The organism is Sinorhizobium mexicanum (assembly GCF_013488225.1).
Lineage (GTDB): Bacteria > Pseudomonadota > Alphaproteobacteria > Rhizobiales > Rhizobiaceae > Sinorhizobium > Sinorhizobium mexicanum.
This window is the reverse complement of sequence record NZ_CP041241.1, coordinates 269697-288020: the sequence shown is the minus strand read 5'-3', so window position 1 is coordinate 288020 and position 18324 is coordinate 269697. Positions and strand designations below refer to the sequence as shown.

At 60.6% G+C, this 18324-nt stretch carries 16 protein-coding genes and 1 pseudogene; 9 read left to right on the top strand and 8 right to left on the bottom strand.

Annotation, left to right across the window (positions count from 1 at the left end; translation table 11 throughout):
- Positions 1-34: 34 nt before the first annotated feature.
- Positions 35-257, top strand: a pseudogene (locus FKV68_RS33385) (transcriptional regulator); the annotation flags it as partial.
- A gap of 185 nt (positions 258-442) precedes the next feature.
- Here the strand turns inward: FKV68_RS33385 and FKV68_RS25485 are convergent.
- Both FKV68_RS25485 and FKV68_RS25480 read right to left on the bottom strand, forming a co-directional pair.
- Positions 443-1165 (bottom strand): ribonuclease activity regulator RraA, encoded by a 723-nt coding sequence (locus tag FKV68_RS25485; protein ID WP_180943311.1) that lies wholly within the window; start codon positions 1163-1165, stop codon positions 443-445.
- Positions 1166-1240: 75 nt separating this feature from the next.
- The gene (locus FKV68_RS25480; protein ID WP_180943310.1) at positions 1241-2026 is read right to left on the bottom strand and encodes an IclR family transcriptional regulator; all 786 of its coding nucleotides are present in this window, start codon (positions 2024-2026) and stop codon (positions 1241-1243) included.
- Positions 2027-2240: 214 nt separating this feature from the next.
- Between FKV68_RS25480 and FKV68_RS25475 the strand changes: the two genes are divergently transcribed.
- From FKV68_RS25475 to FKV68_RS25450, 6 genes are all read left to right on the top strand, one after another.
- Entirely contained in the window at positions 2241-3764 is a 1524-nt protein-coding gene (locus tag FKV68_RS25475; RefSeq protein WP_180943309.1) for an ABC transporter substrate-binding protein, read from the top strand.
- Positions 3765-3797: 33 nt separating this feature from the next.
- Entirely contained in the window at positions 3798-4718 is a 921-nt protein-coding gene (locus FKV68_RS25470) for an ABC transporter permease (RefSeq protein WP_180943308.1), read from the top strand.
- Positions 4715-5632: an ABC transporter permease gene (locus FKV68_RS25465; protein ID WP_180943307.1), complete on the top strand. Its 918-nt coding sequence runs from the start codon at positions 4715-4717 to the stop codon at positions 5630-5632. The genes FKV68_RS25470 and FKV68_RS25465 overlap by 4 nt, the downstream gene beginning before the upstream one ends.
- On the top strand, positions 5632-6603 hold the full coding sequence (locus tag FKV68_RS25460) for an ABC transporter ATP-binding protein (protein WP_180943306.1): 972 nt from the start codon (positions 5632-5634) through the stop codon (positions 6601-6603). Before FKV68_RS25465 ends, FKV68_RS25460 begins: the two co-directional genes overlap by 1 nt.
- Positions 6600-7571, top strand: coding sequence for an ABC transporter ATP-binding protein (locus tag FKV68_RS25455; RefSeq protein ID WP_180943305.1), 972 nt, complete (start codon positions 6600-6602; stop codon positions 7569-7571). The genes FKV68_RS25460 and FKV68_RS25455 overlap by 4 nt, the downstream gene beginning before the upstream one ends.
- A gap of 333 nt (positions 7572-7904) precedes the next feature.
- On the top strand, positions 7905-8096 hold the full coding sequence (locus FKV68_RS25450; protein WP_180943304.1) for a hypothetical protein: 192 nt from the start codon (positions 7905-7907) through the stop codon (positions 8094-8096).
- 78 nt (positions 8097-8174) lie between these two features.
- Here FKV68_RS25450 and katG read toward each other — a convergent pair whose 3' ends face one another.
- The gene (katG, locus tag FKV68_RS25445; RefSeq protein ID WP_180943303.1) at positions 8175-10346 is read right to left on the bottom strand and encodes a catalase/peroxidase HPI; all 2172 of its coding nucleotides are present in this window, start codon (positions 10344-10346) and stop codon (positions 8175-8177) included.
- Positions 10347-10509: 163 nt separating this feature from the next.
- Here katG and FKV68_RS25440 point away from each other — a divergent pair, with 163 nt between their 5' ends.
- Positions 10510-11415 (top strand): hydrogen peroxide-inducible genes activator, encoded by a 906-nt coding sequence (locus tag FKV68_RS25440; RefSeq protein WP_180943302.1) that lies wholly within the window; start codon positions 10510-10512, stop codon positions 11413-11415.
- Between the two features lie 158 nt (positions 11416-11573).
- Here the strand turns inward: FKV68_RS25440 and gcvA are convergent, their stop codons facing one another.
- Entirely contained in the window at positions 11574-12479 is a 906-nt protein-coding gene (gene gcvA / locus FKV68_RS25435) for a transcriptional regulator GcvA (protein WP_180943301.1), read from the bottom strand.
- Between the two features lie 206 nt (positions 12480-12685).
- Here gcvA and FKV68_RS25430 point away from each other — a divergent pair, with 206 nt between their 5' ends.
- The gene (locus FKV68_RS25430; protein WP_180943898.1) at positions 12686-13549 is read left to right on the top strand and encodes a DMT family transporter; all 864 of its coding nucleotides are present in this window, start codon (positions 12686-12688) and stop codon (positions 13547-13549) included.
- Positions 13550-13957: 408 nt separating this feature from the next.
- Here FKV68_RS25430 and FKV68_RS25425 read toward each other — a convergent pair whose 3' ends face one another.
- The 4 genes from FKV68_RS25425 to FKV68_RS25410 all read right to left on the bottom strand — a co-directional run bounded on the left by FKV68_RS25425 (position 13958) and on the right by FKV68_RS25410 (position 17905).
- Complete coding sequence (locus FKV68_RS25425; RefSeq protein ID WP_180943300.1) at positions 13958-15295, bottom strand: LLM class flavin-dependent oxidoreductase; 1338 nt, start codon at positions 15293-15295, stop codon at positions 13958-13960.
- 12 nt (positions 15296-15307) lie between these two features.
- Positions 15308-16036 (bottom strand): ABC transporter ATP-binding protein, encoded by a 729-nt coding sequence (locus tag FKV68_RS25420; protein ID WP_180943299.1) that lies wholly within the window; start codon positions 16034-16036, stop codon positions 15308-15310.
- Positions 16033-16857: an ABC transporter permease gene (locus FKV68_RS25415; RefSeq protein WP_245181405.1), complete on the bottom strand. Its 825-nt coding sequence runs from the start codon at positions 16855-16857 to the stop codon at positions 16033-16035. Before FKV68_RS25415 ends, FKV68_RS25420 begins: the two co-directional genes overlap by 4 nt.
- Positions 16858-16924: 67 nt before the next feature.
- A complete protein-coding gene (locus FKV68_RS25410) occupies positions 16925-17905 on the bottom strand; it encodes an ABC transporter substrate-binding protein (RefSeq protein ID WP_180943297.1) in 981 nt (326 codons plus the stop codon).
- Between the last annotated feature and the right edge of the window lie 419 nt (positions 17906-18324).

Here is an 18324-nt window from a genome sequence, read left to right as displayed (position 1 = left end):
TCGAAGTAAGCGAGCACACCGTCGCCCATGTACTTCCTTGCTCGATATTCATCGGGCGGTTGGCGGCCGTCATCTCTTCGCGATTGGCGTCGGCAATGCCAATCCGTCCTGCGCAGTCGAACGTGTCGTCAACCGCTCAGTCGCGGATGCGCTGAATCAAGCCGAACGGCTGCTGATCGGCAGATTGGGCGAGGTCACACTCCCTGAGTTGGCGGAAACGATTCGATGCCGTTTGCCGAGCGGAACTTAAGCAGTAGCGCCAGTCGGTGCATTGCCGTCCTCGATCAGTTGTCGGGTGTCAAAGGGTAGCGGCTCACATCGCCTGAGGGGCCGATCCTCTTAGCACACAAGAGGAACATGCTCGTGATGAGCCGGGCACGAGGCCCGTGAAGGACGGATGCCCAAGCCACCCGCTTGACACCGACGGCCGTGCCCCAAGGCCTTAGGCGTCGGCGAATCGAGTTTTGCGCCATTCAGCGTAACGGACAAGCGTTTCCTCATTGGGTGGATAAACACCAAGCGTTGAGCGCCCGGATTCGATCTCGGTTTTCAGGAATTCCTCTTGTTCTTCCATTGCAATCGCCTCATCCGCGATTTCCTCCACATATTCCCGTGGAATGACGATGACGGCTTCGCTGTCACCGAAGATGATGTCGCCCGGATAGACCGCCACGCCGCCGCAGGCGATCGGCTGGTTCATGTCGGAAGCATGATGCGCCACCAGATTGGCAGGCGCGGCCGGCCCGAGGCAGTAGGTCGGAAAACCGAGAGAAGCGATGTCGACGGTATCACGCACCCCGCCATCCAGAACCATTCCCGCAGCATTGCGATAAACGAGGCGTCGCGCGAGCATAGCGCCAATGCCGGCGACTTCGGCGAGCGCCCGGCAATCAAACACGAGCACATGACCATCCGGTATCGTGTCGATTGCCTTGCGCTGGAAGTTCGACGGATCGGAACTGTAGGTGGAACCGTCAATGTCTTCTCGGGCCGGGATGTAGCGCACCGTTACAGCCGGACCGATCATTGGCTTATCGAGCGCTGAAAGAGGGCGTACGCCGCGAATAGCCGTGTTGCGCAATCCCCGCTTCAAAAGCAGGGTGCTCAAGCTTGCCGAATTGGTACGCGCCAGTTTGGCCAGAACCGAAGAATTCAAGGTCGTCATGAAGCTCCTCCATCGCATGTTGGAAAAGCATCTAACAGGCAGCTCGCCTATGTTCAATATAGAATTTCATATTTCTTATTTGGATAGAGGATGTCGCCCGTCTATGGCTTTTGTCAGAAGGGTGGCACAATCGAGCGCCTCCCGGCGGATTGAACGCGCCCTATCCGGCGTAGCCTCCCCGATAAATGGGACACTGATGGTCGCAACGAGCTGACCATTACCGTCGAAAACGGGCGTAGAAATCGCACGCACCCCGAGGTTGGATTCCTGATTGTCCTCGGCATAGCCATTGCGGCGGATTTCTATAAGAGCCTCCTTCAGGGCGTCCGGGTCGGTGATTGTATAGGGCGTTCGCGCCTCGAGTCCGGCGGCGCAATAAGCCTCGACCTCGCTGTAATCGGAAAAAGCGAGCGCCAGCTTCCCCCCTGCCCCGACATGCTTGCGGGAACGCCCGCCAACCTTGATGAAAAGCGAATAGTCGCCGGGGCTTGGCGCTGCAAAAATCGTCATCATTTCAAGACCTTCGGGTGCAGCGAGCTTAAAGGATTCCATTATCCTGTCGGCTGCGGCCGTCAGAAGCGGCTTTGCCGCCTCCACCAGCAAAGCTTTGTCCGCACCGGGAGAAATGCGGCGCGCGAGCTCGACGAATTTCGGCCCGAGTTCATAAATGGAGCCGCCGTTGACGCGCGCCACCAGTCCATGAGCACTCAAGGAATTCAGGATTCTATAGACCGTGGAACGCGGCACGCCCAGCTGCTCGACCAGCGACGCGAGCGAAATTCCTGTACGCGCGTCCGCGATCGCCTCAAGGAGATGCGCGGTCTTCTCAACCACCGGCGAACCATGCTTAAGTTCACTCATGAACTATTTATTCCTCATTTGAATTATCAATATTGACATTCTGTCCTCATATGCGCATTTTTCCCCGGCAAATGTCAGATGTGACACTACGCGCTTGCGGGAGGAAGTAAAGCGGCTTGAATGCGCCTTGCGCGCCGGAACAAAGCCGCTTCAGCAACAACGTGCGCCTGACAAAAAACACAGCAACGGCGTGGCCTTGCAGGAGGAGGATTTCATGTGGACTACATCGATCGGCAAATCTGCAAAGATTGGCCTTCTTGCGTTTTCACTGGCAGCCAGCGTCGCCATTCCCAGCTATGCCGCATCTGACGCACTAACAGTCGTGGTGACGGATGAGCCGAAGTCGCTGGACCCTTGCGACACGGATCTCTCGGGCAATGCCCGCGTCCTGCGCAACAACATCACCGAAACGCTGGTCAATCTCAGTCCCGCTGATGGCTCGGTCGAACCCAGTCTTGCGACGGCGTGGGAACAGGTCGGCGATCTAGCCTGGAAGTTTACGCTGCGCGAAGGCGTAAGCTTCCACGACGGAAAAGCCTTTGATGCCGCCGCCGTTGCCGTGGCCCTGAAGCGCGCCCAAGACCCCACGCTCGCCTGCGAAGTCGGCCTTGCCACACTCAAGGGCATCGTTTTGACACCGGAGGTCGTCGACGCAAAGACGCTGGTGATCCACACTGATTTCGTCGAGCCCATCCTGCCCAACAAGCTTTCTGCTCTCGACATCGGATCGCCGGATACGCCGACGCATGCGAAGTCCCGCGAACCGATCGGTACCGGCCCGTACAAGCTTGCGGCCTGGACGCCGGGTCAATCGATCACGCTGACGGCATTCGACAAATACTGGGGCGACAAGCCCGCCATCAAGGATGCAACCATTCTCTGGCGGGCAGAATCGGCGGTTCGCGCCGCTATGGTTGATACCGGCGAAGCGCAGATCGCCTATGAAATCGCGCCGCAGGACGGCACGACAGCAAATGACCATGCGTTTCCCAATGCCGAAACATCCGTGTTGCGCATCGATCAAGAGGTTGCGCCTCTGAATGACAAGCGCGTGCGCGAAGCGCTCAATCTCGCGATCGATCGTGACGGGCTGATCGGCACGATCTTCCATCCTCAGGCCCAGAAGGCGATGCAGGTCGTTCTGCCCTCCGTATTCGGTTACAATGCTGATATCCCGGTCTGGAGCTACGATCCGGAAAAGGCACGCGGCCTGTTGGATGCCGCACGTGCTGACGGTGTGCCTGTCGATACCGAGATCGTCATCTACGGGCGCATCGGAATCTATCCCAATTCGTCCGAAAGCCTGGAGGCCATCCAGACCATGCTCGCCGATGCCGGCTTCAATGTCCGTCTCGAAATGCTGGAAACCAGCCCGTGGCTGAAGAAGCTCCTGAAGCCATGGGATGGCGGTCGCCAGCCCTCCATTCTGCAGACCCAGATCGACAACACCGAAGGCGACGCGGTCTTCACGCTTCCCAACCGCTTCACCAGCGACGGCAATACGTCATCGATTGCCGACACGAAGCTTGATACCTTGATTTCCGATGCTTCCAAGGCAACGGGCGACGAGCGCAAACGCCTCTTCCAGGAAGCGTTCAAATATCTCGCCGTCGATGCAATCAATATCGTGCCGCTGTTCCATATGGTCACGATCGCGCGCATTGCACCGGATGTGAACTATACCCCGGATGTTCAGGCCGGTAACGAGATCAAGCTGAAAACAATCAGCTACCGCTGACCATTTTCTTCGATCGTTACCCGAGGAGAACGGATGTCGCTCGCCTATTTTGTCAGAAGGATGGTCTTCGCCGCGCTCGCGCTTGCGGCGTTGATGACCTCCGCCTTCATCCTCGTGCGCCTTACCGGCGATCCCGTAAACCTCTACTTGCCGGTCGATGCATCCGATGCGGCGCGTGAGGCGATGCGGGGTCGTCTCGGCCTTGACCGCTCCCTCCTGACCCAGTTCTTCGACTGGGCCGGAGACATGCTCCGGCTCGATTTCGGCATGTCGCTCTGGCATAACCGGCCAGCCATGGATGTGGTGCTCGAAGCCTTGCCGAACACGCTTGCCCTGGGCGCAATTGCCCTGACGCTCGCCTTCGTGGCGGCCATCGTTGTGGGCTCCATTGCCGCCGTCAACGCCGGCGGCTGGATTGATCGCGGCATCAATGTGCTGTCGCAGGCCGCGGCGAGCGTTCCCGACTTCTGGCTGGGACTGATGGGCGTACTCCTGTTTGCCGTCACCTTTCGCTTGCTGCCGACATCCGGCTTCGGCGGCCCGGTCTACTGGGTTCTTCCGGTCGCCTGTCTTTTCGCCCGACCTTTCGGAACGCTGGTTCAGATCGTTCGCGGCTCGATGATCGAGGCGCTGAACGCGACATTCGTCCGCACCGCCCGCGCCAAGGGCGCCCGCAGCAAACGCGTGATCTTCGTGCACGCGCTACGCAACGCGTTGTTGCCGGTCGTCACGGTCACCGGCGATCTGGCCGCGCAGTTTGCCGGCGGCGGCGGTGTTGTCGAGGTTGTCTTCGGGTTCCCCGGCATTGGTAAACTTCTGATCGACGGAATTCTCAAACGCGATTTTGCCATCGTGCAGGCGTCGATTTTCGCCGTCGCCGTCGTGATCTTCATCATCAATATCCTGGTCGACATGCTCTACGCGTCCATCGACCCGCGCGTGAGGGTGGAATGACCGAAGCCACCTCAGAATCGCTCAGCGAACGCAACTCCGGAACCGGCCGCCTCGCCTGGTTCCTTCGTGCCCTTCGCGGAGATCCCATGGCTGTCGCCGCCTCGGTCTGGCTGCTGATCGTTGTCCTCGCCATTCTGGCGGATGCCTTCTCTCTTCTGGGAGACACCCGCATTTCGCTGAAGGCTCGCAATCTGCCGCCTTTCGACTTCAGCCAATCCTGGACGCTGTGGCTTGGTGCGGATGCGCTCGGGCGACCGCTTCTTGTGCGGCTGATACAGGCAGCGTCAACAACGATCGGCATTTCCCTTGTGACCGTGCTGACCAGCCTGCTTGGAGGAACGCTGCTTGGGATTGTCGCCGGCTATTTCGGTGGCCTCATCGGCAATGTCATCATGCGGATTTCCGATATCATTCTCGGCTTCCCGACACTGCTCGTCGCGCTCTTTGGTCTCTACCTGTTCGGCCCGAGTATCCTCAATCTCATCCTCGTTCTCGCGATCACCCGCATGCCCGCCTATATCCGCGTTGCCCGTGCTGAAACGCTCGAAGCGCGCGAACGCCTGTTTGTCGACGCGGCCCGCGTCTTTGGCGGCGGATCGCTCTGGATCCTGCGTGTTCATATCCTTCCAAGTGTCGCACCGACGATGCTGACACTCGCATCCGTCAATCTCGCCATGGTGATGCTGTTCGAATCCGGCCTCAGCTATCTGGGTCTCGGCATTCAGCCCCCGGCCGTCAGCTGGGGCCTGATGGTCGCGCAGGGACAGGGCTATCTCTCCTCCGCCTGGTGGCTCGGCTTTTTCCCCGGCCTTGCCGTCATGCTCACCACTATGTCCTTCAATCTTCTCGCCAACTGGTTCCGGATCGTCAACGACCCCTCTCAGCACTGGCGTCTCGTGAGCCGGAGACGGTAATGGCGCTCCTCGAAATCAAGGACCTTCAGGTCAGCTTCGACACGGCAGCCGGACGCATTCTGGCTCTCAACGGCGTGTCTTTCTCGCTGGAACGCGGTGAGGTGCTGGCGCTGCTCGGCGAAAGCGGATCAGGCAAATCCGTGACAGCGGCTGCGATCATGGACCTCATTCCCGATCCGCCCGGCGCAATCAATAAAGGCGCTATTCATTTCGACGGCACCAATATTCTCCGGCTTGCCCAAAACGAGCGCCGGGACCTCTGCGGCAGTCGCATTGCCCTGATCTTCCAGGATGCGCTCGCCGCCCTCAATCCGGTTTATCCGGTCGGCTGGCAGATCGCCGAAATGTTCCGTATCCATGGCCTCACACCAGAGGCAGGCATCGACAACGCCGTTCTTGATCTGCTGACGGCGGTCGGCATTCCAGACCCTGCCCGGCGCGCGAAACAGTTTCCGCATGAATTCTCCGGCGGCATGCGCCAGCGGATCATGATCGCGATGGCTGTCGCGCTCGAACCGGACATCATCATTGCGGACGAGCCGACGACTGCGCTCGACGTCACCATTCAGGCCCAGATCGTCGATCTCTTGGACCGCGTGCGCAAGAAAAGCGATGCCGGCATGATCTTCATCACCCATGATCTTGGTGTCGTCGCCGAACTCGCCGATCGTGTTGCGGTGATGTATGCCGGCCGGATCGTCGAGACGGCGAATGTTTTCGAGTTGTTCGAGGACCCGCGCCATCCCTACAGCGAGGGTCTTCTTGCCTCGCAACCGCGCATGGATAGCGAGGATGCCGAACTCACGCCGATCCCCGGTTCCGCTCCCAATCCGGCCTCCCTGCCCTCCGGCTGCGCTTTTCGGACCCGCTGTCCCAAATCTGAGGATATTTGCGCTCAGGTCGTTCCCGCCCTTCAGCCCATGGGTCCCGGCCGACAGGTCGCGTGCCATTTCCCGGTGTTATCCGCATGAGCAAACCGCTTCTCAAGGTCGAGAATCTTTCGCGACATTTCGGTAGCCCGCAAGCGCCGATCCGCGCCGTCGAGGACGTCAGCTTCGAGATCGCGCGAGGCGAAACACTGGGCCTTGTCGGAGAAAGCGGCTGTGGCAAGACATCGCTGGTCAGAACCCTGCTGAAACTTGGCCCGGCAACCAGCGGTCGCGCGGTGCTTGATGACGTCGATATAACGAGCGCGAGCGGAAAGCAGCTTCATGCCCTGCGCCGCAAGATGCAGGTGGTGTTCCAAGACCCTTACCAATCGCTCAATCCCCGCATGCGTGTCGATCGCCTGATCTCGGAGCCCTGGGCGCTACATCCGGATGTTTTGCCGCGGTCACGGTGGTGCGCAGAAACCATCGACCTTCTGGAATCCGTTGGCTTGCGGGCCGAGCACGCCGAACGCTACCCCTCCGAATTTTCCGGTGGCCAGAGACAGAGGCTTGGCATTGCGCGAGCGCTCGCGCTCAATCCCGCCCTTCTCGTCTGTGATGAGCCCGTATCCGCACTCGACGTATCAGTTCAGGCGCAGGTGGTGAATCTTCTTGCGAAACTGCGGCGCGAACGAAATCTGGCCATGCTGTTCGTCGCCCACGATCTCGCAGTCGTTCGGCATGTATCCGATCGGGTTATGGTCATGTATCTCGGCAAGATCATCGAGACGGGGCCGAAAGAGGCGATCTTCAGCGCGCCGGCGCACCCCTACACGCAAGCCCTGCTCTCGGCGGTCCCAACACCGGACCCGAAGTTGCGACGCACGCGTCAACGCATCGTTCTCCAAGGAGACCTGCCAAGCCCGGCAAACCCTCCGAGCGGCTGCAGGTTTCGCACCCGCTGCTGGAAGGCGACTGAGATCTGCGCAGAACGCGAGCCAAACTTGGTTGAAAGAACAGCGTCGCCTGGCTTGTTTACTGCCTGCCATCATGCAGACATCGCAACGTAGCCAGTCAATTGCGCCTTCAACCCGGACTCTGACGCCGGAGGTCGGCCGATCGAGTTGTGTGACTGTAGCAGTTGCCCATATGGCAGTCTCAGGTGGACGCGCCCGGTGGAACGCTCCTGTGCCCGGTTGCGGCCAACGGCTCAGATGAACCCTCGCCCGCGAGCGTCACTTCGTGCTCGCCTGTGTCCTGATGGACTTGAAGAGATTCGATCGGGCAACCCAGCAATCGAGTTCGCCCGCCCGGCGACTGCCTTTGCGGAGTGACCAGCCCCACAAACGGAACAATAAGCGGTGGAAGCCGTTGTGGCTGCTGATCAAGAGGAGACAGAAGCGATGCCCACTGAGCGTGACAAAGCCCCCCAGCAGCCAATCGATGAAGACGCTCCGGGGACGATCGTCGGCGGCCCCGAGGCTCACGCGCGGGAAAAAAAGGGTAAGGATCCGGTCAACAAGAAAGAGCCGACCGGCACCATGACGCCGCCCTCTCGCGGGCCCTCGAAGTCCGATCGAGACGGACGCGCCTGACAGTAGCCTCTCGGCAAAGAGATAAAAAAGCCCTCCCCGAGACGTCCGGGGAGGGCTCATTTCGTGGTGCCAGGCAGATCAGCCGACCAGATCGAACCGGTCGTTGTTCATGACCTTGGTCCAAGCGGCGACGAAGTCGTTGACGAACTTCTCCTTGCTGTCGTCCTGTGCGTAGACCTCGGCATAGGCGCGCAGGATCGAGTTCGAGCCGAACACGAGGTCGGCTCGGGTCGCAGTGTACTTCGCCACGCCCGACTTGCGGTCGCGGATTTCGTAGCTGTTGCGGCCGGTCGGAACCCAGGTATAGGCCATGTCCGTCAGCGTGACGAAGAAGTCGTTCGTGAGCGCACCGACGCGGTCGGTGAACACGCCGTGTGCCGTGCCGCCATGGTTCGTGCCGATGACACGCATGCCGCCAACCAGAGCCGTCATCTCAGGAGCTGTGAGGCGCATGAGCTGGGCACGGTCGAGAAGCATTTCCTCGGGGCTGACCACGAACTCGGTCTTGGCCCAATTGCGGAAACCATCGGCCAGCGGCTCGAGCGGAGCAAAGCTCTCGGCATCGGTCTGCTCGGCCGTCGCGTCGCCGCGACCCGGAGCGAACGGAACGGTGATATCGAAACCGGCAGCCTTGGCAGCCTGTTCAACACCCCAGTTACCAGCCAGGACGATGACGTCGGCAAGGCTGACGCCCGTCGACGCCGCAATCGGCTCGAGAGCGGCAAGCACGCGGGCGAGGCGAGCCGGCTCGTTGCCTTCCCAATCCTTCTGCGGAGCAAGGCGAATGCGTGCTCCATTGGCACCGCCGCGGAAGTCGGAACCGCGGAAGGTCCGTGCGCTGTCCCATGCGGTGGCGACCAGTTCGGCTGACGGCAGACCGGCAGCAGCGATCTTGGCCTTGACTGCGGCGACGTCGTAGTCCTTGCGGCCGGCCGGGATCGGGTCCTGCCAGATCAGGTCTTCAGCCGGAGCATCCGGGCCGAGGTAACGCGACTTCGGTCCCATGTCGCGGTGGGTCAGCTTGAACCAGGCGCGAGCGAAGGCATCGGAAAACGCGTTGAAGTCGTTCATGAAACGCTCGGAGATCGCCCGGTAGGTCGGGTCAACCTTGAGCGCCATGTCGGCATCGGTCATCATCGGCATCCAGCGGATGGACGGGTCCTCGACGTCGACCGGCTTGTCTTCCTCGGCGATCGAGACCGGTTCCCACTGGGTGGCGCCGGCGGGGCTCTTCACCAGGTGCCATTCATGCTTGAACAGCATGTCGAAGAAGCCGTTGTCCCACTTGGTGGGCTCGCTGGTCCATGCGCCTTCGAGGCCGGAAACCACGGTGTTGCGGCCGATGCCGCGACCCTTGGTGTTCATCCAGCCAAGTCCCTGGAATTCGGGGCCGGCCGCTTCCGGATCGGGGCTGAGATCAGCCGCGCTGCCATTGCCATGGCACTTGCCTATCGTGTGACCGCCTGCAGTCAGGGCGACGGTCTCTTCGTCGTTCATGCCCATGCGTGCGAAGGTTTCGCGCATCTGAGCGGCCGTTGCGAGCGGATCGGACTTGCCGTTCACGCCTTCCGGGTTGACGTAGATCAGGCCCATCTGCACGGCTGCAAGCGGGTTGGAGAGGGTCTTCGGGTTGGAGACGTCGCCGTAGCGGTTGTCGCTCGGCGCCAGCCATTCCTGCTCGTCACCCCAGTAGACGTCCTTTTCCGGATGCCAGATGTCTTCGCGACCGAAGGCGAAGCCGAAGGTCTTCAGGCCGGCCTGTTCGTAGGCGACGGTACCGGCGAGCGCGATGAGGTCGGCCCAGGAGATGCTGTTGCCGTACTTCTTCTTGATCGGCCAGAGCAGGCGACGACCCTTGTCGGTGTTGACGTTATCCGGCCACGAGTTCAGCGGAGCAAAACGCTGGTTGCCGGTGTTGGCGCCGCCGCGGCCATCGGCCGTGCGGTAGGAACCAGCCGCATGCCAGGTGACGCGGGCCATCATGCCGACATAGCTGCCCCAGTCGGCAGGCCACCACTCCTGGCTATCGGTCATCAGTGCACGGAGGTCGGCCTTTAGAGCCTCTACGTCCAGCTTCTTCAGCTCTTCGCGATAGTTGAAGTCCTTGCCGAGGGGATTGGTCTTGGTGTCGTGCTGATGCAGGATGTCGAGATTCAGCGCGTTCGGCCACCAGCCTGTCACCGACTTGCCGGAAGCGGTATTGCCGCCGTGCATGACAGGACATCTTCCGGTCGTCGTTTTGGTATCCATTTAGATCCTCTTGAATTTTCTTTGTCCACAACGGATACGGCATCCGCACTTCTCGATCGATCCATTGGACGCCGAGTCGAGGCAGCTACCGGATGACCTCACATAGCAAGGTGGATCAATAATCTCCAATTGTATATTCTAACGCCTGCGATATGTTTGTCTTATGACTAGCCTGTCCATGAAGCATCTGCGCTATTTCGATGCGCTTGCCCGTATTGGCCATTTCGGTCGTGCGGCCGAGAGCTGCGCCGTGTCCCAGCCCGCGCTTTCGGTTCAAATCCGTGAACTGGAACAAGTGGTTGGCTCGCCTCTCGTCGAGCGCGGCGGGCGTCACATCCGGCTGACCGGGCTCGGAGAGGCATTCGCGCTGAGAGCACGCGCCATCCTCCGACTGGTGGACGAGCTCGAGGATCTCGGCAAGGCAACCCGAGGACATCTCAGCGGGCGGCTTCGCCTCGGTATCATCCCGACGGTAGCCCCCTATCTATTGCCGGACATCATCAAAACTCTGAGCGCCCGCTTTCCTGGAATTGACACCAGGCCGCGTGAAGCGATCACGCATAGGCTGATCGACGATCTTGCCGAGGCGCGCCTGGACGTAGCGATCGTCGCGCTTCCCGTGTCCGAGCCATCACTGGAAGAGGTCGCGCTGTTTCAGGAAGAATTCGTTCTGGTGCGGCCGCTGGAAGACAGCGGCAAGTCGGTCCCCGACCCCGACCTGCTAAATGAAATGCGGCTGCTGCTGCTAGAAGAGGGGCATTGCTTCCGCGACCAGGCGCTCTCCGTATGCAATATCACCACATCGTCCGCACGGGAACTCATGGAGGGCAGTTCGCTGACCACGCTCGTGCAGATGGTCGGCGCAGGCATAGGCGTGACACTCATCCCGCAGATGGCGGTGGAGATTGAGACGCGGTCCTCGCCGGTCTGTGTATTCCGCCTCGCGGAGCCGCGTCCCACCCGTACGATCGGCATGGTCTGGCGCAAGACCAATCCGCTAACGGCGCAATATGCACAGATAGCCGATGTCGTGCGCAATGTCGGGCTGCAGAAAGTCAAGCGAGTGTGACACCCTCTGTCACCTGAGACCCAAGTTTCCTCCGGGATTTCGGAGAGTCTTGGGTTGTTTCGGCCGAGACCGAAGCTTGGACCGCCGGGAGTTGGAGTTTCCTGCTTTGATCAGGCCGGCGGGCTGGCGACGCCACCAGGCATCCAGCCCGCCGGCCCTTACAAGATGCCGTGCGTGAACTCTCGCACCTCTTGGGCGATCCAATTGCGGAAGGCGTTCACCTTCGGATGGTCCTGGTTGCCGATCCGGTAGACCAGGTCGTAGCCCCATTCCACCTCAAGCCGGGCTTGGGGAAAAAGCGATACGAGCCGGCCGGCTGCGAGGTCTTCGGCGACGAGGACGCTCCGTCCGAGCGCGACACCCGCGCTACGGATAGCCGCCTCGATGGACATGCTCCCATGGCTGTATCCAGGACCCCGCATGCCCGGATAGGGCAACTGCATCATGGCGAACCACCGCTCCCATGTGGTATTCATGCCGATCTCGTGAATGAGCTTGCATTTCGTCAAGTCTTCGGCCGCGTGCAGCCCTCCCATTTTCCCCCGATAGTCCGGAGAACAGACAGGCGACACGGTCTCGTTCATGATGCGCTCGGCCGTCGCAAAGGGATACTGCCCGTTGCCATAGCGTAGGGCGACGTCCACATGACCGGACACGAAATCCACGGGCACGTCAGTGACTTCCAGATGCACGTCGAGGTCCGGATAGTTTCCCATCAGGCGATGCAGGCGCGGGGTCAGCCACTTGCTCGCGAAGGACACGCCGCAACTGACAACAAGGCGACTGGTATCGCTCCTGCGCCGTATGTCCTCAGCTTCGCGTGACAGCTCGGAGAGGAGCCGCGTGACGGTGCTGAAGAACGACTGGCCTGCTTCCGTCAGTTCGATTCTCCGTATCATGCGACGAAAGAGCTGCACACCCAGATGGTCCTCCAAGGCCTTGATCTGACGGCTCACTGCCCCATGGGTCAGATGGAGTTCTTGCGCCGCGAGCGTCATGCTCAGCCGCCTGCCCGTTGCCTCGAAAGCGCGGAGCGTCTGCAGGGGAGGAAGCTGGTCAGTCATGGCGTCGAATGCGTGATCAAACGTCACGCGTCCTGTGAGAACAAATGGTTTGTCGAGCGGGTAAAGCTCGGACTACACATGGCATAGACTCACGCCAAAACCAACTCGACGGCCACCTGAACATGTCACAATATTCGCTTGAAGCGGCGGTTTTGCCGCGACCGCTGGCTCCATCCGGCTTCTTGTCGACGAAAAGCCTCGGTGCGATGTTCCTGCTGGCGCTGATGTGGGGCCTATCGATCCCGATCACCAAGCTTGGGCTCGGCACAATACCGCCGATGACGTTCACGGCCCTGCGCTTCATGGTCGCTGTGCCTCTGTTCATGTTCCTGGCGCGGCGCGAGCTTCGGGTACCCAGAAAGGCCATTCCCAGCATCATTGGCCTTGGCGTGATGGGCATCACGCTCGGCAATGTCGCCCAGTCATTCGGGGTGCAGGGGACATCGGCTTCCGTCGCGACGATCCTTTCGGCCACCATCCCCGTCTTCATGGTCATCCTGGCGGCCGTTCGCTTCAAGCAGGCGGTGACCCGCCTGCAATGGGGTGGCCTCGTCGCCGCATTCTTCGGCATCGCGCTCGTAGCCGTCGGCAGCGGGTCAGGTGTCGACGACATGTCGAAGACGACGGTCGCCGGTGTCGTCTGGATGCTGGTATCGGCGGTCGGTATTGCCTCCTATTACATCTGGAGCGCCGAGTTGACCGAGAAATACGGCCTCATGCCCGTTGCTGCATGGAACATGCTCGTCGGGCTTCTTACAGTCCTGCCGATGGCCGGCTGGGAAATGACCCGGCAACCCGTTGAGATCACCGTCGAAGCCTTTGCCGCCATCACCTATCTCGGCGTGATGGTGACGGTCGTCGGCCTGATCCTTTGGCTCTATCTGCTGAGGGCCGTACCCGCCCGCGTCGCGGCGAGCGTCCAGTACCTGCAACCTGTCTTCGGCATCACTGCAAGCGCCTTCTTGTTCGGCGATAAGCTCGGTCTAATGTTTGCCGCTGGCGTGGCGCTGGTTCTCGCAGGCCTCGGGCTCGCCGCGTCTGGAAAGCGTGCCGATTCCTCATCTGCGTGAGGTCGGACGAGCACGCGAACTTTCCCCCCGCTCGGTTACTCCCCGAGCGTACTTGGCCTGCCCGTCGTGGCAGGCCCCTTCTTATGAACGATTGAGGAATACCGCCGTGGTGAGACTGCCGAGGGAGAACGACAGGCAACGGTCATGATATGCGCGCCACCCTGCCTCCACGTTTCGGCATTCCCGCTGTGGAGTTCAGCCTTTCTCGGCATCCGCCACACATCCGACCTTGGGCCGATATCGCTTGCCCTCTTCTGGCGTACGCTGGTTGCCGGCTGTTCCTCGATCTGCTGCGACAGAGAAAGCATGGTTATCACTCACGAGCTTTGACGCCGAAATGGAGGCTCGCCTAAGCGGGCCTCGATTGTGTCTTACCGGCGCCGACAGTCGCTCCGGTGATGACAGACATCAAGCGCTACGAGCGAGTGGCATATTTGGTTGAACCGGTTTCAATCCGAAATGTGATCTCAAGGTGCTTCCTTCATAGTCAGTGCGGAAGAGACCTCGCTTGCGAAGTATCGGGACGACCTCGGTTGCGAACAGCTCGAACTGCTTGTGAACGATCGGCGGCATGACATTGAAGCCATCGGCTGCGCCGGTCTTGAACCAGTCCTCGATGATGTCGGCAACTTGTTCCGGCGTTCCTGTCGCGGTGAAATGTCCTCTGGCTCCCGCCAGCTTCTGCAACAGCTGGCGCAGTGTGAGGCCTTCCTTGAGGGCCGCATCGACATAACCGGTCGCACGGCTTTTGGACGCCTCGACTTGTGTCGGATCTGGAAAATCTCCACGCGTCAGGACGCGATCCAGCGGGATTCCGGAGAAGTCATGCCCACCGAACCGCGCCGAGAGGCGCGCGAGCCCGATCTGCGGGCTGGTCAGCGCGTCAAGCTCCTCCCACACCTGCTGCGCTTCACGCGTGGTCGATCCGATCGCGGCGCTGATGCCTGGGAGAACAACGATATCTTCCGGGTGGCGTCCGAAGGCGCCCGCCCGTCCCTTCACGTCTGAATAGAATGATTGCGCGGTTTCCTTGACGAGGTGGGCAGTAAAGATTGCTTCGGCCCAGCGCGCCGCGAAGCTGCGTCCCGATTCCGATTGGCCGGCTTGTACATAGACAGGCCGACCTTGCGGGCTGCTCGGGACGTTTAGCGGTCCCTGCGTACGGTAATGGGTGCCGCGGTAATTGACGGGCTGTATGAGGGCTGGATCGAGATATTGCCCGGAGTCCCGGTCGTCCTTAATGGCTCTGGACGGAAAACTGCGCCAAAGCGCGTCGACCGCCTCCACGAATTCTTCTGCGATCGCGTAGCGATCTCCGTGACCGACATCCTGCTCGAGCCCATAGTTCAGGCCGGCCTGAGGCGCCCAGGAAGTAACAATATTCCAGCCCACTCGACCGCCGGACAAATGATCAAGGGAGGCAAACTGCCGCGCATGCGTATATGGCAGACTGTAGGTCGTCGAGGCAGTTCCGATCAGGCCAATCTTGTTTGTACGTGCCGCCACCGCAGACAGAAGCGTGACCGGCTCCAGAGAACCGGTGGCAACCAGACCGCCATTGTTGGGAGCAACCAGAACATCAGCAAGGAATACGGCATCGAATTTTGCGGCCTCGGCAATTTTGGCAGCTTCGACATAGAGTTCCAAATCGGTCAGGGCACGGCGCGTAGAGTCCGGATGGCGCCATGCGCCCTCGTGGTGTCCGCGGGGCATCAGAAAGAGGTTGAAGTGCAGTTGACGCGTCATGGCAATTTTCTTTCAAACGAGGTTTGGTTCAACGCCTAGGCTGCGCAGCAGCGTCTGGCGGAGTTCGATAAAGGTCGGGTGACCGGCGCTTCGGGGATGCGACAGGGCGAACTGGTGGTCTTCGGCTATCCGACCATCTTTCAAAACGAGGACACGATCGGAGAGAAGCAACGCCTCATCGACATCATGGGTGACGAGCACGACCGTCGGCTTGTGAAGTTCAACGAGGTGGAACAACAGGCCATGCATCCGAATGCGTGTAAGCGCGTCGAGTGCGCCGAACGGTTCGTCAGCAAGCAGGAGTTGCGGCTGACGAAGGAGCGAACGCGCCAGCGCCGCCCGCTGCTTCTGGCCGCCGGACAGAGTGGCCGGCCAGACATCGGCCTTGTCGCCAAGTCCCACCGCTTCCAGCATTGCCAATGCTGCAGGTTTCGCGTCAGCCCGTCTCAGACCGAGCGTCAGGTTGTCGACGACGCTCATCCAGGGCAGCAACCTCGCATCCTGAAACAAGACCGACGTGTTTCGGGGTGCCCAGAACTCTCCCTCGGTTTTGGCATCGTCGTCCAGGCCGGCGAGCGCTCGCAACAGGGTTGTCTTCCCGGAGCCCGATTCGCCAAGAAGCGCCACAAACTGCCCCTTGGGTATATCCAGCGTGATATCCTTGAGGATCGTCTTATCGTCGAAGCCACGCGACAAGTTCCGCAGGGAAACCGACGAGAACGAGGGTGAGTGGACGTTCATGCTCCCAATGCCTTCCGATAAGAGAGCGTCCGCGCCTCGACCAGACGAACCACGGCGTCGGAAGCAAGGCCGAGTATCGCGTAGATGAAGATCCCGACGACGATGATGTCTGTCTGACCCCAATCGCGGGCACGGTTCATCAGGTATCCGATGCCGGTCTGCGTATTGATGAGCTCGAGCACGACCAGCGCTGTCCAGCAGAGCGTGACGGCCAGGCGTAGAGAGACGAAGAAGCCGGGGAGAGCACCTGGAAGCGCAACCCTTCGGACGAATTCGGCTCGGGTCAGGCCGAGGGTTCGAGCCAATTCGACGTGACCGATGTCTATTCCGCGCAGGGCCGCATGCGTATTGATGTACACCGGCACGAGAACGGCGGTGAAGATCAGGAATATCTTCATGGCCTCGCCGATACCCAGCCAGATGATGACAAGGGGGACGAGCGCCAGCGTTGGAATCGCGCGCTTTATTTGCACCACGCCATCGATCAGTGCTTCGCCGCTCCGTGTCAGCCCAGACACGAGCGCAAGGACGACGCCGGCCGTGACGCCGAGAAAAAGGCCGGCATAGGCACGCACCGCTGAAGCCAAGAGATGTGGCAGCAGAGTGCCGTCGGCCAACAGTTCATAACCGGTCACGACGGCGGTGGAAGGCGCCGTCAGCGTGTAGGGGGAGAGAAGCCCGAGGCGAGACGCAGCCTCCCATACCAGAACGACCAGGGCAGGACCAAGCAGCCTTGCACCCGAAGGAAGGCGTCCTGGCGTGAGGCGTCCGCTCCAGGCGCGTTCGGCTGGCCGATCGACGATGGGTGCGGGCTTGGGCAAGTTGGCTGGAAAGGTACGGTCGGAAATGAACTCGGTCACGGTTCCTCCTCTCTGCACAATGGCTCGCTCAGCGCTCCGCCGCGATGATTGAGTCGTAGGTGTCCACGAAGGACGTCTTTGCGTCGAAGCGCTCCCTGAGCGACCCCGCCTGATAGAGGATGTCGATCAGCTTCTGGTGGTGAGGAATGGCTTCCGCCGACGTCTGCAGCAAGAGCGGGGACTCTGCAGCGACAATTGCCGCCGTTTCGTCGGGCGAGATTCGCTGGAAGTCGGTGAAGTAATACTTGGCCCAAGCCTGCCTGTTCGCATTGCTCCACTTGGCTGCACGGGCAAACGCGGCAAGGAAATTTTCGATAGCTGCGGCCTTCTTGGAGTCGGCCAGGACATCGGGCCGGGCATAGAAATAGCTCGTGCTGGGCAGGATTTGCCGTTCGACCGGATCAAGCACCGGAGAGGCGCCAGCTTGCCTGACGAGACGCGTGACATGAGGTTCGGTCAGAACGGCCACGTCGACAGTACCGGACCGGATCGCATCGGGTAGGTCCGCGACACGAAGGTTGACGAGCTCAACGTCTTTCAAAGAGACCCCGGCCCTGTTTAGAGCCTCGATCAGGAAAACCTGGCGCCCGGATCCCTCGACATAGCTGAGCTTCTTGCCCTTGAGCTCCGCCAGTTTGTTGATCACCAGTCCAGGGCGGCTCGTGAGCCGGTATTGCGCAACCTGACGCGTAAATGTGCCGACGATCGGCAGGAGTGTGCCGGCGGCACGCGCCTGGATCGGCGGCGTATCGCCGACATATGCTATATCCAGCGCGCCCGCTCGGATCGCTTCAAGGATAGCCGGCCCACCGGCAAAGTTCGGAAAACTCGCCTTGAATCCGAGCTCCGAGGTTTTGCCGCTGGCATCGAGGAGATTGCGCACGAATTCGCTCTGGTCGGCGATTGCGAGTGTCGTGCTGGCGTCGACGTTCGCGGCCGCTTTTGGGAGACCCAGTGCAAGTCCAAGCGAAAATGTCGAGGCAAAGGAAAGAAATGTACGTCGGTTCATCGACTGGCGTCCCGGATTTCATTGATGGTGCTGGAGTGCAATTGCCAGCAACTAAACTGCATAGAATTGATAGATTTTATAAGCAAAGAATTTTCTCAAATCGAACGCAAGATGACATTTTCGTTCCACCTTGCGCTGGGCCTTGGCTTTCATTGCTGGCGTGCGAACGGTCACAGCGTGAAGGAAAAAGGCCCGACGACGGTCGACTTGTCCGATGTGATGGAGGCTGGAACGAAGGTTTCGGCGCAGCGCCGGACGGTAACGCCCAATCCCGAGCCCTCGTCTCGCCGATTGGACCGGGGGCAGGGCGCCGGACGGCGTGGCGAAAGGTCTCCGTCAGAACGGAGACTCCCTGCTCGGGTGAAGACGCGACCGATCGGGAGTGCAGGCAGCGTCAGTCGCCTTGACGGACCACGCTG